Raw genomic sequence first — 19,039 nt, forward strand, 5'->3', positions numbered from 1 at the left:
ACCGGGAGGGGACGGGCCGGGGTGCCCCCGCAGAAATACGTTGACGGCCGGGTACCGAATGCGCGAAGGCCAGGTGATACGGATTTCGAGGAGGTGCCCCGGACCGGCACCGACCCAGGCACAAGCGGCACCCGCAGACGACAAAGCACCCGCACGGGTGGGCGGGCGGGCAAAGACACCCCCCCGGAGGGGGCTCAGCGAACGGCGATGAAGGCGGCGGAATCGCGAGCCGGCCGAACGGCCGGCGCGGCGGCCGGCCGCCCAATGGCCACGGCCCCCATGGGATCCCAATCGGCGGGAAGCCGAAGGACGTCGCGGACGACGTCACGGCAGAACATCGTCGAGGAAACCCACGCGGAGCCAAGCCCCTCCCCGACAAGCGCCACAAGAAAGTTCTCGACGGCCGCCCCCACCGCCACCACGAACATCTCCCGCTCCGCGGCCCCCCGCCGCGCATCCGGATAGGCGTGAGCCCCGTCGGCGACAAGGCACGGCACGACGAGATAAGGAGCGCGCCGCAGCACGTCCCCCCGCCGAAGCCGCCGTGCCACGGACTCCTCGGAGAAACCGTCGCGCCGCAGGTCCGCCGCCCAGGCGTCCCGCATGGCGTCGAGCAACCGCTCCCGTGTCTCGGCCGACTCCAGGAGAACGAACCGCCACGGAGTGGTGTGGTGGGGGGCGGGCGCGGTGACGGCGAGCGCGACGGCACGTCGAACGGCGGCGGGGTCGACCGCGTCGTCGGTGAACTCCCGTACGGTCCGCCGCAGCGAGACGGCCTCGCGTACGGCCTCGGAGGTGCCGAGCCGGAACATGTCGTTGGCGGCGGCCCGCACAAGAGGCCGCGCGCCGGAATCGTCGCCGTCGGCGAGAGCGCCCTCGTCGGCGACGACCTGGCCGAGCCCCCGTACGACGGCCACCGGCAACCCCCCGACCTTCCCCTTGACCAGGTCCCCGGCGGCGGCCAGCTCGTCCCCGGTGGCGGTCACCGTCACGGACATGAGGTTGCCGTGGCTGTCGAGACCGCCGCGGAGGTCGTCCAGGACGCGGACCCCGGCGGCGCCGATGGCGACGTCGGTGAGACCTTCGCGCCAGGGCCGCCCGAAGGTGTCGGTGACGATGACGCCGACGCGTACGCCGAGGATCTCGCGGAGGCCGTCCCGGACGCGCCGGGCGGAGGCGTCGGGGTCCTCGGGGAGCAGAAGGATGGTTCCCGCCGCGGTGTTGGAGGCGTCGACGCCCGCCGCGGCCATGACGAAGCCGTGCCGGGTCTCGACGATGCGGGTGGGTCCGCGGCGGGCGACGAGGCGTACGGCCTCGGCGTCGATGGCGGCCTCGCGGTCGTCGGCGTTGACGATCCGGCCCTCGGCCTTGCTGACGATCTTGGAGGTGACCAGCAGGACGTCGCCGTCGGCGAGTTCGGTCCCGGTGGCGGCGATGAGCTTGGCGATGTCGGCGCCCGGCTGCACCTCGCCGATGCCGGGGACGGCGAACACCTCGTAGCGGGGCGCGTTCATGCCCGTACCTCCTCGGCGAGCGTCAGCGCCTCCCTGGCCATCTGGGCCGTGGCCTCGGGGCCGTCCATGAGCAGGGGGATGGCCCGGCAGCGGATTCCGGCGGCCTCGACCTCGGGGACGGCGGCGGCGTCGACGGTGTCGACCAGCCAGCCGTCGAGCAGCCCGGAGCCGTAGTGCGCGGCGACGGCCGCGGCCGTCGACTCGACCCCGACGGCGGCCAGCACCTTGTCGGCCATGCCGCGCACGGGGGCGTCGCCGATGAGCGGGGAGAGGCCGACGACCGGTACCCCGGCCTCGGCGATGGCCTCGCGGATGCCGGGCACGGCGAGGATGGTGCCGATGCTGACGACGGGGTTGGACGGCGGGAAGACGATGACGTCCGCCTCGCCGATCGCCTCCAGGACGCCGGGCGCGGGCTTGGCGCCCTCCGCGCCGACCGGCACGACGGCGTGCGCGGGGACGGAGGCGCGCAGCCGTACCCAGTACTCCTGGAAGTGAACGGCCTTGCGCTCGCCGTCGATCTCGACCAGCACATGGGTCTCGATCCGGTCGTCGGACATCGGGATGAGCCGCACGCCGGGCTTCCAGCGGGCGCACAGCGCTTCGGTGACGGCGCTGAGCGGGTAGCCCGCGCCGATCATCTGTGTGCGCACGATGTGGGTGGCGAAGTCCCGGTCGCCGAGACCGAACCACTCGGGGCCCACGCCGTACGCGGCGAGTTCCTCCTTGACCGCGAAGGTCTCCTCGGCCCGCCCCCAGCCCTGCTCCTCGTGGATGCCGCCGCCGAGGGTGTACATCACGGTGTCGAGGTCGGGGCAGACCTTCAAACCGAACAGATGGATGTCGTCTCCGGTGTTGCCGATGACGGTAATCTCCGCCTCCGGCGCCGCTGCCTTCAGGCCGCGCAGAAAGCGCGCCCCTCCAATACCTCCGGCCAGAACCACGATTCGCATGGTTCCCAGTCTGTCAGCCCGCCGCGGCGGCCCGTGAGGTATCGGCCTGCGGGGCGGCGGACGTGCAGGCGTACGGGGTCATCTTGGTGAGGCCGGGGAAGTAAACGTGCAGGCTCACCGCGGGTTCCAGCGCGTCGTTGACGACCTCGTGGACGTAACCGGGCGCGAAGGCACGCTGCGCGCCCGCCGACAGCACCCGGTTGACCTCGCGGCCGACGCCGCCCGAGGCGCCCGTGCTTGCATCCGGCAGCGCCCGCTCGCGCAGTGCGCCTTGGAGCACGGTGAGCACACCGGACGACAGGCCGTGGTCGTGCAGCCCGCTGCTCTGACCGGGCAGCCAACTCAGCAGCCACACCTCGTAGCCGGGTCCGCGGCGCAGCCGCGCGTACCAGCGGGTGGTGGCGTCGTAGCGCACCTGGGGGGCCCATCGCTCGCGGTCGGCGGCGATGGAGCGGGCGAGCCCGGCGAACTCCGCGACGGTGCGTGGGTGTTGCGGCACCGGGGGGAGCAGGTGGGGAAGGGCGAGCGGGTCACCGGCGATCGAGACATCGCTGTACATGAAGGTGTGTTCCTCGTGATGCGCGAGTGGCTAGGCGGTGCCAGGTCCGTGACAGGTCCTGGGCAGGGGGCTCAGCGGCAACAACAGGAACGACAACAGCTCTGGGCGAGCGCGACGCAGCGGGACTCGCGACGGCGAGTCCGGGTAGGCGCGTGGTGCTCAGCAGGCATGCCGTCAAGGAGACCGGTCGCGCCCGTACCTTGTCAACCGGATGTCCGGAATGTCGCGAATCTTTCACCTGATCCGGCTGGAAGGGTTGGTGAAAGGTTTGTGCGCAGAAGTGTGCGGATATGTGGTGCCCAACCGCATGAAGAGCACGTTGTGCTGTTGTGCTTCTGTGATCGGAATGTGATCCACAACGCTTCACCCGAATGGCGGAACGTGGCGCGTCGCCAAGGCGTCTGACGAGGTGTGAACGGTGGATCGGCGGGACCATGGTTGACGGATACCGGATTTTAGGCCGATATCAACACTTTCTGTCACCTCTTGGTTCAGCGGAGTGAATAACGGGCCCAATAGCAGATCTCGGCTTGACTGGCCCGGATCGGCACACTTGTAATTTCACTCGTGTCGTTAGGCCGCTCATGGTGACGGCAACATCACGGGGAAGCACGACAGACGAGGGGCGCGCATGACCGAGCAGTTCCAGTTGCTGCTGGCCGAAGAGGCCGACGAGGAACTCGGCTGGCAGGAGCGCGCGCTGTGTGCGCAGACCGACCCCGAGTCGTTCTTCCCGGAAAAGGGCGGTTCCACGCGTGAGGCGAAGAAAGTCTGCCTCGCCTGTGAAGTCCGTTCCGACTGCCTGGAGTACGCCCTGGCCAACGACGAACGCTTCGGCATCTGGGGCGGCCTGTCCGAGCGGGAGCGCCGCCGCCTGAAGAAGGGCGTCGTCTGACCCACGCGACCGGGCCGACGACCGGTCCCAGGACCGGGTCCGCGGCAGGGCGCCGACCGAGCCCTGACCGCGCCCCCGACCCCTCGCGCGGCACCGCGCACCGGCCCGATCACAGCTCCCGCACACCCCGCTTCCAGCCCGCGTACAGCCCGCTTTCCGCGCCCACCGGCACGGGAGGCGGGCTGCCGTTGTTCTCACACTCGGACGGAGCCCCCGGTGTAAGCCGTTAGTGTGGGGGCCCGTCCGAGACGTTCCCCGCCGCCGGCGGCCGATGCGTCAACCGCAGTCCAGCGAACCGGGGCCCGAACCTCGATGTCCGTGAACAGCCCAGCACCGGCCTTCTTCCCGGCCGGCATCCCTGAGTTCCCGCGCCACGTCGTCACCGCCGTGCTCGTCGCGCACGACGGCGCGCGCTGGCTGCCCAAAGCCCTCGCCGGCCTGCTCTCCCAGGACCGCCCTGTCCAGGACGTGATCGCCGCCGACACCGGCAGCGCGGACGACTCCGCGCGGCTGCTCGCCGACTCCCTCGGCGACCAGCGCGTCCTGCACCTGGCCCGCCGCACCGGCTTCGGCGCCGCCGTCGAGGAGGCCGCCAGGGTCGCCGCGCCGCTCAGCGCCGAGCAGTTGCCGTACCTGGGACGCCGCAGCGGCTGGGACCCGGTCAGCCGCAGTTGGAACGACGACGCGTACGACGAGCCCGAGCAGCCGCACGGCGACCCCGTCCAGTGGCTGTGGCTGCTGCACGACGACTGCGAGCCCGACCCCGGAGCGCTCGCCGCCCTGCTGCGCACCGCGGACGCCTCGCCGTCCGCCTCGATCATCGGCCCCAAGCTGCGGAGCTGGTTCGACCGCAGGCAGCTCCTCGAAGTCGGCGTCAGCATCGCCCGCAGCGGTCGCCGTTGGACCGCGCTCGAACGCCGCGAGCAGGACCAGGGCCAGCACGACCAGACCCGCCCGGTGCTCGCCGTGTCGTCCGCGGGCATGCTGGTGCGCCGCGACGTGTGGGAGGAGCTGGGCGGATTCGACCGCAGGCTGCCCCTGATGCGCGACGACGTCGACTTCTGCTGGCGCGCCCAAGCGGCGGGCCACACCGTGCTGGTCGCCCCCGACGCCGTCATGTGGCACGCCGAGGCCGCCTCCCGCGAGCGCCGTCCGGTCGACTGCGCGGGCCGCTCCTCGGTCAACCCGCACCGCGTCGACAAGGCCGGCGCCGTCTACACCCTGCTGGCCAACACCCGCGGCCCGCTGCTGCCCTATGTGATGCTGCGGATCGCCGTCGGCACCATATTGCGCACGCTCGCCTATCTCGTCGGCAAGGTGCCGGGACAGGCCGTCGACGAGATCGTCGGACTGCTCGGCGTCCTGCTGCGCCCCGGACGGGTGCTGGCCGCCAGACGCAGAAGAGGCCGCGGCACCGTACCGCCCTCCGAACTGCGACCGCTCTTCCCGCCGCCCGGCGCGACCGTACGCGCCACCGTCGACCAGGTCGTCAGCAACATCGCGGGCCGCGCGGACGCCGCGTCCGCCGCCGCGGGACGCCACGGCGGGTCCGTCGAGTCCGGACCGGGCGACGAGGACGGCGACTTCCTGGAAGTCGAGCAATTCGCGCGGCTCAAGCGCGTCGCCCGCAAGCCGGGCCCCGTGCTCTTCGCCGTCCTGCTCGTCGTCTCGCTCGCCGCCTGCCGCTCACTGCTCGGCGGGGGAGCCCTCTTCGGCGGCGCCCTGCTGCCCGCCGACCCCGGCGCCTCCGACCTGTGGGGCACCTACACGGGTTCCTGGCACGCGCTGGGCACCGGCGGCACCCAGGCCGCGCCCCCGTACATCGCGGTCCTCGCGCTCTTCGCGACCGTGCTCTTCGGCTCCACGGGACTCACCCTCACCCTGCTGCTGGTGGCCTCGGTGCCGCTGGCCGGGATCACCGCCTACTTCGCCTCCCGCCCGCTCGTCGAGTCGCGCCTGCTGCGCGCATGGGCGTCGGTCGCGTACGCCTTCCTGCCCGCCGCCACCGGGGCGCTGGCCACCGGACGGCTCGGCACCGCCGTCCTGGCCATCCTGCTGCCGCTGATGGCGCGCGCCGCCGTCGGCACCGCGGGCCTCCAGCTCGGCGACGGCGCGATCGAGCGCGGCGCACGGCCCGGCTGGCGCTCCACCTGGGCGCTGGCGCTGATGCTCACCTTCACCACCGCCTTCACCCCGGTCACCTGGCCGATCGCCCTGACACTGGCCGCCGCCACCCTCGGCTGGCGCATGGCCCGCGGCCAGCAGCAGCTCCTGGTCCCGCAGCTCCTGCGCTTCGCGGCCCTGCTGATCACCCCGATCGTGCTGCTCGCCCCCTGGTCGCTGACGCTGCTCGCGCACCCCGGACGCCTGCTGCACGAGGCGGGACTGCCGTACGGCGACAAGGGCGTCTCCGGCATCGACCTGCTGATGCTCAGCCCCGGCGGACCCAAGGCGGGCGCCGCCTTCCTGCTGATCGGCGTCGTCCTGGCCGCGCTCGCCGCCCTGATGCGCGACACCCGCCGCCCGGCGATCGTCGCCGCCTGGGCCGCCGCCGCGACCGGACTGCTCTTCGCCGTCATAGAGAACACCAAGGCGTGGGCGGGCCCCGCCACCCTCGTCTACGGTCTCGCCCTGCTGGCCGCCGCCGCGATCGGCGCGGAAGGCGCCAAGGAGCGGATCGCCGCCAGCGGCTTCGGCTGGCGCCAGCCTGTCGCGGGCCTGATCGCGCTGGCCGCGGCCCTCGCGCCGCTGCTGGCCGCGTTCACCTGGGTCGCCGACGGCGCGAACGGCCCCATCAAGCGCCAGGACCCGCAGCAGGTGCCCGCCTTCGTCGCCGAGGAGAGCACCTCCCGCGACCAGGCCCGCACCCTGGTGCTCAACGGCACCGCGGGCCGCATCTCGTACTCCCTGGTGCGCGGCGCGGGCGCGCGGATCGGCGACGCCGAACTGGCCGCGGAGGCGTCCCGCGACAGCGAACTCGACACCGTCGTCGCCAACCTGGTGGCGGGTTCCGGCGCCGACCAGGGCAGCCGCCTCACCGGATACGCCATCCGCTACGTACTGGCGCAGAAGGGCGCGCCGCGCTCGGTGGGCCGCGTCCTGGACAGCACCCCGGGCCTGTCCCGGGTGAGCCAGGCGGACGGCAGCGAATTGTGGCGCGTCAACGACGCGGTCTCCAGGATCGCGATCACCAGCAAGGGCGCGCAGCCCGTCGCCGTCGCGGCAGGCAAGGTCGAGGCGCACACCACGGTGCCCGCGGGTCCCGAAGGCCGCGTATTGCGCCTGGCGGACTCCGCCGCGCCCGGCTGGCACGCCACCCTGAACGGATCCGCGCTGCCCAGAACGACCGTCGACGGCTGGGCACAGGGCTTCCAGTTGCCCGCCACCGGCGGCCGTCTGGACGTCACCTATGAGGAGCCGTTCACCCACACCTTCTGGCTGGGCGCCCAGGGACTGCTGCTGCTCGTGGTCATCGTGCTGGCCCTGCCGGGCCGCCGACGCGAGATCGACGACGACTTGCCGGAGGCCGACGCGCCCAGCGCCGTCCAGATTCCCGCACAAGGTGCGGGCGAGGGCCGTCGCGCCCGCCGCCTCCAGGCGGCGGCCGACGCCGAGGCCGCCGCGGCCGATCCCGACGCCGCGGAGGCCGAGGGCCAGGAGCAGGCGGCCTACGCGGCCCAGCAGGCCCACCACGGCCGGCAGGGCCAGGACGCGGGCCCCGACGCACCGCCGCAGACCCCGTACGACCCCTCTGAGGGCGGTTACGACCCGTACGCGGTGCCTGCCCCCGACACCGGCGAGCAGTTCTACGGCTACCCGCGGCAGGACCCCGGCTACGGCACCGACCCCGCCCAGCAGCAGTGGGACGGGCAGCAGCCGTACGCGGCGGAGCCGGGCACGTACGAGCAGCAGCAGGTCGGCTACACCGACCAGTACGGCTACCCGCAGCAGCCCCCGCCGCCCTACGACCCGTACGCGACGACCGGCCACGAAGAGGCAGCCGGTTACGACGAGACGGCGGGTTACGACCAGCAGCAGCCGCAGCAGCAGTACGACGGGCAGGCGCCGTACGGCGGACAGCAGCCCTACGACCCGGCCGCGTACCCCGACCCGGCTGCCCCGTACTACGCCGAAGACGACCAGCGCCGCGACGGGAGCGACCACCAGTGAACCGCAGCACGATCTCCCTGGCGGGTGCCGTCGCCGCCCTGGCCGTACTGACCGGCGCCGCCGTGGTGTCCGGCGGCGGCGACCGGGACACCGCGCCGGTGGCCTCCGCGGCCCGGCTGCCCGTACAGCGCAGCAATCTGCTGTGCCCGGCGCCGTCCTCGTCGGAATTCGCCAACACCACCTACACCTCGTTCACCCCGCAGGGGACGGCGGGCGCGACCGGCTCCGGCAGCGCGCAACTGGTCCCCGCGACGCCCAAGGGCAAGGCGCTCACCCCGCTGAAGGCCGCGGGCAAGCCCGCCACCAGCTCCACCGACAAGCCCGACGCGCCCGCGCTGATCGGTACGGCCGACGGGCCGCTCGCGCCCGGCTGGACCGTCCAGCAGACCACCGTCGTGGACACCGGGGCGGGCCGCGGCCTGCTCGGCGCGTCCTGCGTGGCGCCGGACAGCGAATTCTGGTTCGCGGGCGCCAGCACGGGACCCGACCGGCAGGACTTCCTGCACCTGGTGAACCCCGACGACACCCCGGCGGTCGTCGACATCGAGCTGTACGGCAAGGACGGCCTGCTGAAGGCGTCCACCGGCGACGGCGTCACCGTGGCGGGCAAGTCCGCCAAGCCGGTGCTGCTGTCCACCCTGGTCGCGGACAAGGCGCAGGACCTCACCGTGCACGTCGTGGCGCGCAGCGGCCGGGTCGGCGCGGCCGTTCAGGCCATCGACAAGAAGCTCGGCAGCGACTGGCTGACCCCGGCCGCCGAACCCGCCACCAGCCTGGTGCTGCCCGGCATCCCCGCCGACGCCGCGACCGTGCGCCTGGTGGTGTACGCGGCCGGTTCCGACGACGCCGACCTCACGCTGAAGCTGGCGACGCCGACCGGCTCGATCACCCCGGCGGGACACGAGACGCTGCACGTCAAGAGCGGTATGACCAGCGCGGTCGACCTCGGTGACCTCACCAAGGGCGAGGCGGGTTCGCTGGTCATCACCTCCAGCCAGGTCCACGCGGCGGTCCCCGTCGTGGCGGGCCTGCGGGTGACGCGCGGCAAGGGCGCCAAGCAGGAGATGGCGTTCCTGCCCGCCACCCCGGCGATCGAGACCCGCTCCACGGTCGCCGACAACCGCACCAAGGGCTCCACCTTGTCGCTGGTCGCCGTCGGCCAGGACGCCAGTGTGAAGATCACCGCGTCGGCCGGATCCTCCGGCGGCGAGCCGGTGTCGAAGACGGTCAGCGTCAAGGCGGGGACGACCGTCGCCCTCCCGCCGCCGCTGCCCGCGTCCGGCAAGGGCACGTTCGCCGTGACCGTCGAGCGCGTCTCCGGCGGAAGCGTCTACGCCTCACGGACGCTGGCGCTCCCGCTGGACGGGGTGCCGATGTTCACGATCCAGCCGATGTCCGACGACCACGGCATGGTGGATGTTCCCGCCGCCCGCGCCGACCTGGGGATTCTCAACCACTAGAGCGTTTTCCCGCACCTGGTGCGGTCCTCGCGGGCCGCACCATATGCGGGCGGTCCGCGTCGGGGCCGCGCCGCGCCGTGTCAGTCCTCGCCGTACTTCGGGTCGACGTTCTCGGGGGACAGGCCGAGCAGCTCCGCGACCTGCTCCACGACGATCTCGTGCACCAGGAGCGCCCGCTCGTCGCGGGTCTTGGCGCGGATCTCCACCGGGCGCCGGTAGACCACGATGCGGCTCGGCCGGTCCTTGCCCGCGCCGATGAGACGGCCCAGCGGCACCGTGTCGTCGTCCGCCGGCGGGGTGTCCTGCGGCCAGGGCACCTCCTGGACGGCGAATTCGACGTCGGCGAGCTGCGGCCAGCGCCTTTCCAGCCGGTCGGCGGCGTCGCGCACCAGGTCGTCGAAGGCGTCGGCGCGGCTGAGCGCCAGCGGCACCTGCGGGGGCGCGATGGGCCCGCGCATCCCACGTCCGTGGCGGTCGCGGTGGCGCGGACGGGGTGCGGAAGGAGGAGGTGCCGAGCTTTCCATCAGCGATGAGCCTAGCCCTCCCGCCGGGTGCGCACAGGACGGACACCACGCAGTCAGCATCTGGCCATAGATCAGACGCATATGCGCCAGCCGCCGCCTTTCACGGCCGTGACCTCGTGTCGTACTTCTCCCGCACCGCCGCGCCGCGCCTGCCATGTGTTTTCCGTCCGCGCAGGTCAGCGCGGCGGCCGTCACACGGCACGATTCCGGGGGCACGTGACGACACGACCGGGTGAGCTGGCGGAGAGTCGTCGCGGCCCGCTCAAGAGTGCGGTACCGTCCAACCTCGTGAGCCTTGTACGTCGCTGTTCGCGCACCGCATGCGGCCGTCCCGCCGTCGCGACGCTGACGTACGTCTACGCGGACTCCACCGCCGTTCTCGGACCGCTCGCCACGTACGCGGAACCGCACTGCTACGACCTGTGCTCCGAGCACTCCGAGCGGCTGACCGCGCCCCGTGGCTGGGAAGTCGTCCGCCTGGCGACGGACACCGGTCCCGTCGGGCCCAGCGGCGACGACCTCGAAGCGCTCGCCAACGCGGTGCGCGAGGCGGCCCGCCCCCAGGAGCGCCGCCAGCAGGGCCCTGGCCCGCGCGACATCGACCCGCTGGAAGTGGCCCGCCGCGGCCATCTGCGCGTGCTCCGCTCGCCCGAGCAGTAGCAGCCGGCCTCACCTCCCGTCCCCACCCGCGGTCCCCACCCCGCGCAAGCCGCCCCTCGCGCCGTCCCGTTGACCCTTTCGGGGCTCCCGTGACGCCACCCCTCGCGTCGCGGCGGCGGCGAAAAACTCCGCTCACCCCATCGGGGTAGGTTGTGGTGGAAACTCCACCGCGCCGCCCACCGGCGCCGTTCCGACCCTTCACCAGAGTTCACCAGAGGTGTGCAGTGGCCGATTTGTCGCAGCTCGTCAAGGCCTACGACGTACGCGGAGTCGTACCCGACCAGTGGGACGAGCCGCTCGCCGAGATCTTCGGCGCCGCCTTCGCCACGGTCACCGACGCCACGGCGATCGTCGTCGGACACGACATGCGGCCCTCGTCCCCCGGCCTGTCCGCCGCCTTCGCGCGCGGCGCCGCCTCCCGCGGCGCGGACGTCACCGGGATCGGCCTGTGCTCCACCGACGAGCTGTACTTCGCCAGCGGGCAACTCGACCTGCCCGGCGCCATGTTCACGGCCAGTCACAACCCGGCGCGGTACAACGGCATCAAGATGTGCCGCGCGGGCGCCGCCCCCATCGGCCAGGACACCGGCCTCGCCGACATCCGCGCGCTCGCGGAGAAGTGGCTGGAGAACGGCGTCCCCGCCGTCGACGTGGAAACCGGCACCCTGGTGCGGCGCGACGTGCTCGGCGACTACGCCGCCTATCTGCGCTCGCTGGTCGACCTCTCCGGAATCCGGCCGCTCAAGGTGGTCGTGGACGCGGGCAACGGCATGGGCGGCCACACCGTGCCCACCGTCCTCGACGGGCTGCCCGTCGACCTGGTGCCGATGTACTTCGAACTGGACGGCACCTTCCCCAACCACGAGGCCAACCCGCTCGACCCGAAGAATCTGGTCGACCTCCAGGCGCGGGTCCGCGAGACCGGCGCCGACATCGGCCTGGCCTTCGACGGCGACGCCGACCGCTGCTTCGCGGTGGACGAGCGCGGCGAACCCGTCTCCCCGTCCGCGGTGACCGCCCTGGTCGCCGCCCGCGAACTGGCCAAGCACCCCGGCGCCACGATCATCCACAATCTGATCACGTCCTGGTCGGTGCCCGAGGTGGTCAGGGAACACGGCGGCGTCCCGGTGCGCACCCGTGTCGGCCACTCCTTCATCAAGCAGGAAATGGCCGACTCCGGCGCCGTCTTCGGCGGCGAGCACTCCGCGCACTACTACTTCCGCGAGTTCTGGAACGCCGACACCGGCATGCTCGCCGCCCTCCACCTGCTGGCCGCCCTCGGCGCCCAGGACGGCCCGCTGTCCGCCCTCGTCGCCGCCTACGACCGCTACGCGGGCTCCGGCGAGATCAACAGCACCGTCGCCGACCAGGCCGCGAGCACCGCGGCGGTCCGCGCCGCCTTCGCCGGCCAGGACGGCGTCACCTTCGACGAGCTGGACGGGCTCACCGTCACCTCCGCCGACTGGTGGTTCAACCTCCGTGCCTCCAACACCGAGCCGCTGCTGCGGCTGAACGTCGAGGCGCGCGACGCGGAGGGCGTGGCCCGCGTCAGGGACCAGGTCCTGGCGATCGTCAGGACCTGAGCCCGCGTGGTCTCGCGGGCCCGACGCGGGGTGGGGCCTACGCGGCCGGGGGTTACGCGGGCCGACCGTCGTACGCGCCTGGTCGTCGTACACGCCTGGTCGTCGTACGGGTCCCGTCGCCGTACGGGCGCGGTCACCGCATGGGCGCGTCACCGTACGAGCGCGGTCACCGCATGGGCGCGCCCGGAGTTATCCACAGGCCGCACTCGGGGCCGGGCGCTACGGCTATAGGCTGAGAACGTACGCGGCGGGAGCCGTCGGCCCGGCCCGGGACCGTACCGCTCGGAGCACGTGCCCGCCGTATCCCGACCGCAGTCCCGCGCGCGGTGGCACCTCGCCGCTCGCCGCACCCAGCACGGAGGACCCCACCATGCCGCTCGTCGAACCCAGCCTCCTGGAAATCCTCGCCTGCCCGGCGTGCCACGCCCCGCTCCGCGAGGACGCCGACGCGAACGAGCTGGTCTGCACCTCCGACACGTGCGGCCTCGCCTACCCCGTACGCGACGACATCCCCGTACTCCTCGTTGACGAGGCCCGCCGCCCCCGCTGACACCCCCGCACGACCGCCGGACCGTCCGTCAGCCCCATCCATCCGCCGACCCTGACCAGGCCGCTTCCGACCGGGAGGTCGCGTTGTTCGACGAGTCGCTGCTTGAGGACCCCGAAGCGCTGGCCCGCGCGGACAGCCGCGGACTGCTGCTGGGCGTCGCCGCCGCCGGTGCCCGCGTACGCACCGCGCTGCGCCTGGCCGAAGAGGCCGGAGTCACCGCGCTGCGGCCCGACGGCCGCCCCCGGACCGTCCTGCTCGCGGCCAGCGGACCCGACGCCGCCGCGGTCGCCGACCTGCTGGTCGCCCTCGGCTCCGGCACCTGCCCCGTCGAGGTGCTGCCGCCCACAGGACCCACCCCGCAACAGTCCCGCTGGACACTGCCCGGCTGGGCGGGACCGCTCGACCTGCTGCTGCTCATCACCCCGCAGGGCAGCGAGCAGGGCCTGACCGACCTCGTGGAACAGGCCTACCGCCGCGGCTGCACCGCCGCCGCCGTCACCCCGGTCAAGGCGCCGCTCGCCGAAGCCGTGGAACAGGTGCACGGCATGGCCCTGCCGTTCGCCGCGCCCTTCGGCAACGGCGCGGACCCCGCGGACGAGGACCCCGCCAACGACGCGGGCGCCTTCTGGGCGCTCCTCGCCCCGCTGCTCGCCCTCGCCGACCGGATCGGCCTGCTGAGCGCACCCACCCAGGCGCTGTACGGCGTCGCCGACCGGCTCGACGAGGTCGCCGCCCGCTGCGGCCCCGCCATCGCCACGTACACCAACCCGGCCAAGACCCTCGCGGCCGAACTGGCCGACGCCCTCCCGCTGTTGTGGAGCCAGGGTCGGCTCTCCGCCACCGCCGCCCGCCGCTTCGCGACCGTGCTCGGCACCCGCGCGGGCCAGCCCGCGCTCACCGCGGAACTGCCCGCCGCGCTCACCGTCCACGGCCCCCTCCAGGCCAGCGCCCTCGCCCTGGCCGCCGACCCCGAGGACTTCTTCCGCGACCGCGTCGAGGAACCCGGAGGACTGCGCCTGCGGATCGTGCTCCTCCAGGAGAACTCCGAGCAGCCCGGACCCGCCACCCCCGCCGCCCGCGAGCAGGCGTACGCCCACGACACCCCGCTCAGCGAGATCGCCGCCGCCCCCGGCGGCCCCCTCGACACCGCGGCCGAACTGATCGCCCTCGCGGATTTCGCCACCGTCTACCTGACCGTCGCCTCGGCTGAGAGATCATGACCGCATGAACCGCCTCACCAACACGATCCGCCCCTACGCCTGGGGATCCACCACCGCCATCCCCGAACTGCTCGGCACACCGCCGACCGGCGAACCCCAGGCCGAACTGTGGATGGGCGCCCACCCCGGCGCGCCCTCCCGGATCGACCGCGGCGAAGGCCCCGTCGCACTCGACACGGTGATCGCGGCCGACCCCCGCGCCGAACTCGGCGACACCACCGTCAAGCGCTTCGGCCCCCGGCTGCCCTTCCTGTTCAAGGTGCTGGCCGCGGGCGCGCCGCTCTCCGTCCAGGTCCACCCCGACCTCGCGCAGGCCAAGGCCGGATTCGCCGACGAGGAAGCCCGCGGCATCCCGACCGACGCCCCCGACCGCAACTACAAGGACGCCAACCACAAGCCCGAAATGCTCGTGGCGCTCTCCCCGTTCGACGGACTGTGCGGCTTCCGCCGCCCCACCGACGCCGCCGACCTCATCGACGGCCTCGGCGTCCCCGCCCTCGCGCCCTACGCCGACATCCTCCGCGCCCACCCCGAGGACAAGGCGCTGCGCGAAGTCCTCGCCGCCGTCCTCACCGCGGAACCCGAGGCGATGGCCGAGTCCGTCACCGCCGCGGCCGAGGCCGCCGCCCGGCTGTCCACCCCCGACAGCCCCTACGCCGCGGACTACGCCGCCTACGCCCAGGCCGCCCACAGCTTCCCCGGCGACCGCGGCGTCATCGCCGCGATGCTGCTCAACTACGTACGCCTGCAACCCGGCGAAGCCCTCTACCTCGGCGCGGGCGTCCCGCACGCCTACCTCGACGGCCTCGGCGTGGAGATCATGGCCAACTCCGACAACGTCCTGCGCTGCGGCCTCACCCCCAAGCACATCGACGTCCCCGAACTCCTGCGCGTCGTCCGCTTCGAGGCCGGCGACCCCGGCGTCCTGCGCCCCGAGGCCGCCCCCGACGGCGAAGAGCTGTACGCGGCGCCGATCGACGAATTCCGGCTCTCCCGCTACGTCCTGGCCCCCGGCGCGCAGGCCCGCACCCTCGACTCCGGCACCCCGCAGATCCTGCTCTGCACCGCGGGCCGGGCCGAACTGCGCGACGGCGACGGCACCGCCTTGACGCTGGCCCCCGGCGAGTCGGCGTACGTCCCCGCGAGCGAGCGCACCACCCTGACCGGCGAAGGCACCGTCTTCCGGGCCACCGTGGCCGCCTGACGCACCAAAAGCCCGACGGGCTGCAACAATGTGCGTCCGCAACGCCCGGTACGACAAGACACAGACCCCGGGCCGACGAAAGGGACCCCAGCACCTATGAGCGCGTCAGGCGGAACACGGGCGATCGTCGCGGCGCTGAGCGCCAACCTGGCCATCGCCGTGGCCAAGTTCGTGGCCTTCGCGTTCAGCGGCTCGTCCTCGATGCTCGCCGAAGGCGTGCACTCCATCGCCGACTCCGGCAACCAGGCGCTGCTCCTGATCGGCGGCAAGAAGGCCAAGCGCGCCGCCAACGACGAGCACCCCTTCGGCTACGGCAGGGAACGCTACGTCTACGCCTTCCTCGTCTCGATCGTGCTGTTCTCCGTCGGCGGCATGTTCGCGCTCTACGAGGGCTACGAGAAGATCCGCCACCCGCACGAGATCGAGCACTGGTACTGGCCGGTCGGCGTCCTCGTCTTCGCGATCATCGCCGAGGGCTACTCCTTCCGCACCGCCATCAAGGAGTCCAACCACACCCGCGGCAAGCAGTCCTGGGCCGAGTTCATCCGCCGCGCCAAGGCACCCGAACTCCCCGTCGTCCTCCTGGAGGACTTCGGCGCCCTCATCGGCCTCGTCCTCGCCCTGATCGGCGTCGGCATCGCCCTCGCCACCGGCGACGGCGTCTGGGACGGCATCGGCACCCTCTGCATCGGCCTGCTGCTCATCACCATCGCCCTCGTCCTCGCGGCCGAGACCAAGTCGCTGCTGATCGGCGAAGGCGCGGGACCCGACTCGCTGGCCAGGATCCGCGCCGCCGTCGTCGACGGCGACACCGTCACCGGCGTCATCCACATGCGCACCCTGCACCTCGGCCCCGAAGAACTCCTCGTCGCCGCCAAGATCGCCGTGCAGCACGACGACACCGCCGCCGAGGTCGCCCGCGCCATCGACGCCGCCGAAGAACGCATCCGCGCCGCGGAACCCTTCGTCCGCGTCGTCTACCTGGAACCCGACATCTACAGCGAGCAGGCCGCCGCCGCGGGCCCCGACCCGGACCAGACTCCTGGCGGCCGGTGACCGGAAGCGCACTGGGGCGGACCGCCCGTCCGGTGTAGCTTTGTCGTAGCCAGACGTCGCTGCTGATGGCGGTCGGGCGGGTCATCTCGCGATGCCCGGCCGAGGGAGAGAGGGCCTCCGACGGATTGCGCTGCCGCTAGGGGACGGGTGTGTCCGCACGAAGGCACCCCCGTACACGCCCCGTGGCCGCGCCGTATCCACGTCCGCCTCGACCGCAGCACCGAGGAGCACTTCATATGACCACCACCGCCACCGACTTCAAGGTCGCGGACCTCTCGCTTGCCGCCTACGGCCGCAAGGAGATCACTCTCGCCGAGCACGAGATGCCCGGCCTGATGTCCATCCGCAACGAGTACGCCGCCGCGCAGCCGCTGGCCGGCTCGCGGATCACCGGCTCGCTGCACATGACCGTGCAGACCGCCGTCCTGATCGAGACCCTCGTCGCCCTCGGCGCCGAGGTCCGCTGGGCGTCCTGCAACATCTTCTCCACCCAGGACCACGCGGCCGCGGCCATCGCCGTCGGCCCGAACGGCACCGAGGAGAACCCGCAGGGCATCCCCGTCTTCGCCTGGAAGGGCGAGACGCTCGAAGAGTACTGGTGGTGCACGGAGCAGGCCCTGACCTGGCCGAACACCGCCACCGGCGGCCCCAACATGATCCTGGACGACGGCGGCGACGCCACGCTCCTGGTCCACAAGGGCGTCGAGTTCGAGAAGGCCGGCGCCGCCCCGGACCCGGCCACCGCGGAGAGCGAGGAGGAGCAGTTCGTCCTCCGCCTCCTCAACCGCACCCTCGGGGAGAACCCGCAGAAGTGGACGCAGCTCGCGTCCGAGATCCGCGGCGTCACCGAGGAGACCACCACCGGCGTCCACCGCCTCTACGAGATGCAGCAGGACGGCTCGCTGCTCTTCCCTGCGATCAACGTCAACGACGCGGTCACCAAGTCGAAGTTCGACAACAAGTACGGCTGCCGCCACTCCCTGATCGACGGCATCAACCGCGCCACCGACGTCCTCATCGGCGGCAAGGTCGCCGTGGTCTGCGGCTACGGCGACGTCGGCAAGGGCTGCGCGGAGTCGCTGCGCGGCCAGGGCGCCCGCGTCGTCATCACCGAGATCGACCCGATCTGCGCGCTCCAGGCGGCGATGGACGGCTACCAGGTCGCCACCCTCGACGACGTCGTCGGCATCGCCGACATCTTCGTCACCACGACCGGCAACAAGGACATCATCCTGGCCTCTGACATGGCGAAGATGAAGCACCAGGCCATCGTCGGGAACATCGGCCACTTCGACAACGAGATCGACATGGCCGGCCTCGCGAAGATCCCCGGCATCGTCAAGGACGAGGTCAAGCCGCAGGTCCACACCTGGACCTTCCCCGACGGCAAGACGTTGATCGTGCTGTCCGAGGGCCGCCTGCTCAACCTGGGCAACGCGACCGGCCACCCCTCCTTCGTGATGTCCAACTCCTTCGCGGACCAGACCCTGGCCCAGATCGAGCTGTTCACCAAGCCGGAGGAGTACCCGATCGGCGTCTACGTGCTCCCCAAGCACCTGGACGAGAAGGTCGCCCGTCTCCACCTGGACGCGCTGGGCGTCAAGCTCACCACGCTCCGCCCGGAGCAGGCCGCCTACATCGGCGTGAAGGTCGAAGGCCCCTACAAGTCCGACCACTACCGCTACTGATCCACCGCGCGCTGGCCCCCGTCTCCCGTCCGAGGCGGGGGCCTCGCACGTCACCGGCACACCGAAAGACACCGAGACCCCACCATGCCCCGAGGCCGTTACTCGTTCCACGACACACACGACCACACCCCCCTCGGTGCAGAACACTTCCACTGCGCCACCGGCCCCTCCGGCTGGCGCTACACCGCGCAGACCACCACCCCCAGCGGCGATCACGCGGGCTCGGTCGACCTCACCCTCGACCAGCTCGGCCGCCCCATCCGACTCGAACTCCACGCGTCCGCCTGGCAGGTACGCGGAGCCGCACTCGACGGCGTCACCTGGGTCCGTACCGACCCCACCGGCGAACACGCCCAGGAGGGCAACGCCGCCGCCCACGCCTTCACCGGTGCCTCGCCCGCGTTCCTGATCGCCACCGCGCGACTGCTCCGCCTGGAACCCGGCGGCCCCGCCACCCGCGTACGTCTCGTGTCATTCCGGCCCCCCGTGCTCGCGCCCCTCACCGTGGACCAGTCCTGGTCCTTGATCACCAGGACAGCACACCCCACTGACAACGGGCCGCTGGCTGTGGACGAATACCAGGTCAACGACCTCGCGACCGGCGATCAGCACGACGTCCACATCGCCGGGGACGTGGTCCTCGCGGCCCCCGGCATCGAGCTGGAAGACCTGGAGACCCCTCCGTCGACCTTCGCGTGAGGCCGCCTGAAAGTTCCTCACCGTGAACCGTTGACTCAAGGTTGGGGGGGAGGTAGGTTAGAACGGTTGTCACGAGCTGGACAGGTCCGCTGGTGACCGACTAGGATCCATGTCGCTTCGCTCGACGAAGACACACCACCCAAGCCGAGAGAAATCTCAGTTCGGGCATCCGTGTCTCCGAAACGCGAGTGGTAATTCCGACCAGTGAACTTCTGCTAAAGTCGGAGACACGACGAAGGGAAAGCCCGGAGGGCCGGTGAAACGGTCTGAAGGAAGCTTCCGTTCCTTGAGAACTCAACAGCGT

At 72.2% G+C, this 19,039-nt stretch carries 15 protein-coding genes; 11 read left to right on the forward strand and 4 right to left on the reverse strand.

The window, feature by feature from the left end; genetic code table 11:
• Positions 1 to 194 precede the first annotated feature (194 nt).
• Genes ACIP4Z_RS35190 through ACIP4Z_RS35200 form a run of 3 tightly spaced genes read right to left on the reverse strand, consistent with a single transcriptional unit; the run spans position 195 to position 3,026 of the window.
• Positions 195 to 1,514, reverse strand: coding sequence for a coenzyme F420-0:L-glutamate ligase (locus tag ACIP4Z_RS35190; RefSeq protein WP_401314618.1), 1,320 nt, complete (start codon positions 1,512 to 1,514; stop codon positions 195 to 197).
• A complete protein-coding gene (cofD, locus tag ACIP4Z_RS35195; RefSeq protein WP_355350057.1) occupies positions 1,511 to 2,467 on the reverse strand; it encodes a 2-phospho-L-lactate transferase in 957 nt (318 codons plus the stop codon). The genes ACIP4Z_RS35190 and cofD overlap by 4 nt, the downstream gene beginning before the upstream one ends.
• 13 nt (positions 2,468 to 2,480) lie before the next feature.
• On the reverse strand, positions 2,481 to 3,026 hold the full coding sequence (locus ACIP4Z_RS35200; RefSeq protein WP_401314621.1) for a cysteine dioxygenase: 546 nt from the start codon (positions 3,024 to 3,026) through the stop codon (positions 2,481 to 2,483).
• Positions 3,027 to 3,657: 631 nt separating this feature from the next.
• Here ACIP4Z_RS35200 and ACIP4Z_RS35205 point away from each other — a divergent pair.
• From ACIP4Z_RS35205 to ACIP4Z_RS35215, 3 genes are all read left to right on the forward strand, one after another.
• The gene (locus ACIP4Z_RS35205) at positions 3,658 to 3,921 is read left to right on the forward strand and encodes a WhiB family transcriptional regulator (protein WP_031519519.1); all 264 of its coding nucleotides are present in this window, start codon (positions 3,658 to 3,660) and stop codon (positions 3,919 to 3,921) included.
• 312 nt (positions 3,922 to 4,233) lie between these two features.
• Positions 4,234 to 8,091 carry a glycosyltransferase family 2 protein gene (locus ACIP4Z_RS35210; protein ID WP_401314624.1) on the forward strand — a complete coding sequence of 1,286 codons (3,858 nt, stop codon included), beginning with the start codon at positions 4,234 to 4,236 and terminating at the stop codon, positions 8,089 to 8,091.
• On the forward strand, positions 8,088 to 9,551 hold the full coding sequence (locus tag ACIP4Z_RS35215; protein WP_401314626.1) for a DUF5719 family protein: 1,464 nt from the start codon (positions 8,088 to 8,090) through the stop codon (positions 9,549 to 9,551). Before ACIP4Z_RS35210 ends, ACIP4Z_RS35215 begins: the two co-directional genes overlap by 4 nt.
• Positions 9,552 to 9,631: 80 nt before the next feature.
• Here ACIP4Z_RS35215 and ACIP4Z_RS35220 read toward each other — a convergent pair whose 3' ends face one another.
• Positions 9,632 to 10,075: a metallopeptidase family protein gene (locus ACIP4Z_RS35220; protein WP_391128880.1), complete on the reverse strand. Its 444-nt coding sequence runs from the start codon at positions 10,073 to 10,075 to the stop codon at positions 9,632 to 9,634.
• A gap of 237 nt (positions 10,076 to 10,312) precedes the next feature.
• On the opposite strand from ACIP4Z_RS35220, the gene ACIP4Z_RS35225 reads away from it, so the two are divergent.
• The 8 genes from ACIP4Z_RS35225 (at position 10,313) to ACIP4Z_RS35260 (ending at position 18,735) form a co-directional block, all read left to right on the forward strand.
• Positions 10,313 to 10,735: a DUF3499 domain-containing protein gene (locus ACIP4Z_RS35225; protein WP_355350091.1), complete on the forward strand. Its 423-nt coding sequence runs from the start codon at positions 10,313 to 10,315 to the stop codon at positions 10,733 to 10,735.
• 224 nt (positions 10,736 to 10,959) lie between these two features.
• Positions 10,960 to 12,318, forward strand: coding sequence for a phosphomannomutase/phosphoglucomutase (locus ACIP4Z_RS35230; protein ID WP_401314628.1), 1,359 nt, complete (start codon positions 10,960 to 10,962; stop codon positions 12,316 to 12,318).
• 370 nt (positions 12,319 to 12,688) lie between these two features.
• Positions 12,689 to 12,868, forward strand: a complete 180-nt coding sequence (locus ACIP4Z_RS35235; RefSeq protein WP_188283872.1) for a Trm112 family protein — start codon at positions 12,689 to 12,691, stop codon at positions 12,866 to 12,868.
• A gap of 83 nt (positions 12,869 to 12,951) precedes the next feature.
• A complete protein-coding gene (locus tag ACIP4Z_RS35240; protein ID WP_355350076.1) occupies positions 12,952 to 14,088 on the forward strand; it encodes an SIS domain-containing protein in 1,137 nt (378 codons plus the stop codon).
• Positions 14,089 to 14,092: 4 nt separating this feature from the next.
• Positions 14,093 to 15,292 carry a mannose-6-phosphate isomerase, class I gene (gene manA, locus ACIP4Z_RS35245; RefSeq protein WP_401314631.1) on the forward strand — a complete coding sequence of 400 codons (1,200 nt, stop codon included), beginning with the start codon at positions 14,093 to 14,095 and terminating at the stop codon, positions 15,290 to 15,292.
• Between the two features lie 96 nt (positions 15,293 to 15,388).
• Positions 15,389 to 16,348 carry a cation diffusion facilitator family transporter gene (locus tag ACIP4Z_RS35250; protein ID WP_391052882.1) on the forward strand — a complete coding sequence of 320 codons (960 nt, stop codon included), beginning with the start codon at positions 15,389 to 15,391 and terminating at the stop codon, positions 16,346 to 16,348.
• 236 nt (positions 16,349 to 16,584) lie between these two features.
• Positions 16,585 to 18,036: an adenosylhomocysteinase gene (ahcY, locus tag ACIP4Z_RS35255; protein ID WP_355350085.1), complete on the forward strand. Its 1,452-nt coding sequence runs from the start codon at positions 16,585 to 16,587 to the stop codon at positions 18,034 to 18,036.
• Between the two features lie 84 nt (positions 18,037 to 18,120).
• Positions 18,121 to 18,735 carry a hypothetical protein gene (locus tag ACIP4Z_RS35260; protein ID WP_401314633.1) on the forward strand — a complete coding sequence of 205 codons (615 nt, stop codon included), beginning with the start codon at positions 18,121 to 18,123 and terminating at the stop codon, positions 18,733 to 18,735.
• Positions 18,736 to 19,039: the final 304 nt, after the last annotated feature.

This window comes from Streptomyces sp. NPDC088910, assembly GCF_044749865.1.
Classification (GTDB): domain Bacteria; phylum Actinomycetota; class Actinomycetes; order Streptomycetales; family Streptomycetaceae; genus Actinacidiphila.

Bases quoted from the DNA above. Each gene is read 5' to 3' on its own strand.
- manA (WP_401314631.1), top strand. From the start codon at position 14,093: ATGAACCGCCTCACCAACACGATCCGCCCCTACGCCTGGGGATCCACC.
- ahcY (WP_355350085.1), top strand. From the start codon at position 16,585: ATGACCACCACCGCCACCGACTTCAAGGTCGCGGACCTCTCGCTTGCC.
- ACIP4Z_RS35220 (WP_391128880.1), bottom strand. From the start codon at position 10,075: ATGGAAAGCTCGGCACCTCCTCCTTCCGCACCCCGTCCGCGCCACCGC.
- ACIP4Z_RS35210 (WP_401314624.1), top strand. From the start codon at position 4,234: ATGTCCGTGAACAGCCCAGCACCGGCCTTCTTCCCGGCCGGCATCCCT.
- ACIP4Z_RS35200 (WP_401314621.1), bottom strand. From the start codon at position 3,026: ATGTACAGCGATGTCTCGATCGCCGGTGACCCGCTCGCCCTTCCCCAC.
- ACIP4Z_RS35190 (WP_401314618.1), bottom strand. From the start codon at position 1,514: ATGAACGCGCCCCGCTACGAGGTGTTCGCCGTCCCCGGCATCGGCGAG.
- cofD (WP_355350057.1), bottom strand. From the start codon at position 2,467: ATGCGAATCGTGGTTCTGGCCGGAGGTATTGGAGGGGCGCGCTTTCTG.
- ACIP4Z_RS35260 (WP_401314633.1), top strand. From the start codon at position 18,121: ATGCCCCGAGGCCGTTACTCGTTCCACGACACACACGACCACACCCCC.
- ACIP4Z_RS35250 (WP_391052882.1), top strand. From the start codon at position 15,389: ATGAGCGCGTCAGGCGGAACACGGGCGATCGTCGCGGCGCTGAGCGCC.
- ACIP4Z_RS35205 (WP_031519519.1), top strand. From the start codon at position 3,658: ATGACCGAGCAGTTCCAGTTGCTGCTGGCCGAAGAGGCCGACGAGGAA.
- ACIP4Z_RS35235 (WP_188283872.1), top strand. From the start codon at position 12,689: ATGCCGCTCGTCGAACCCAGCCTCCTGGAAATCCTCGCCTGCCCGGCG.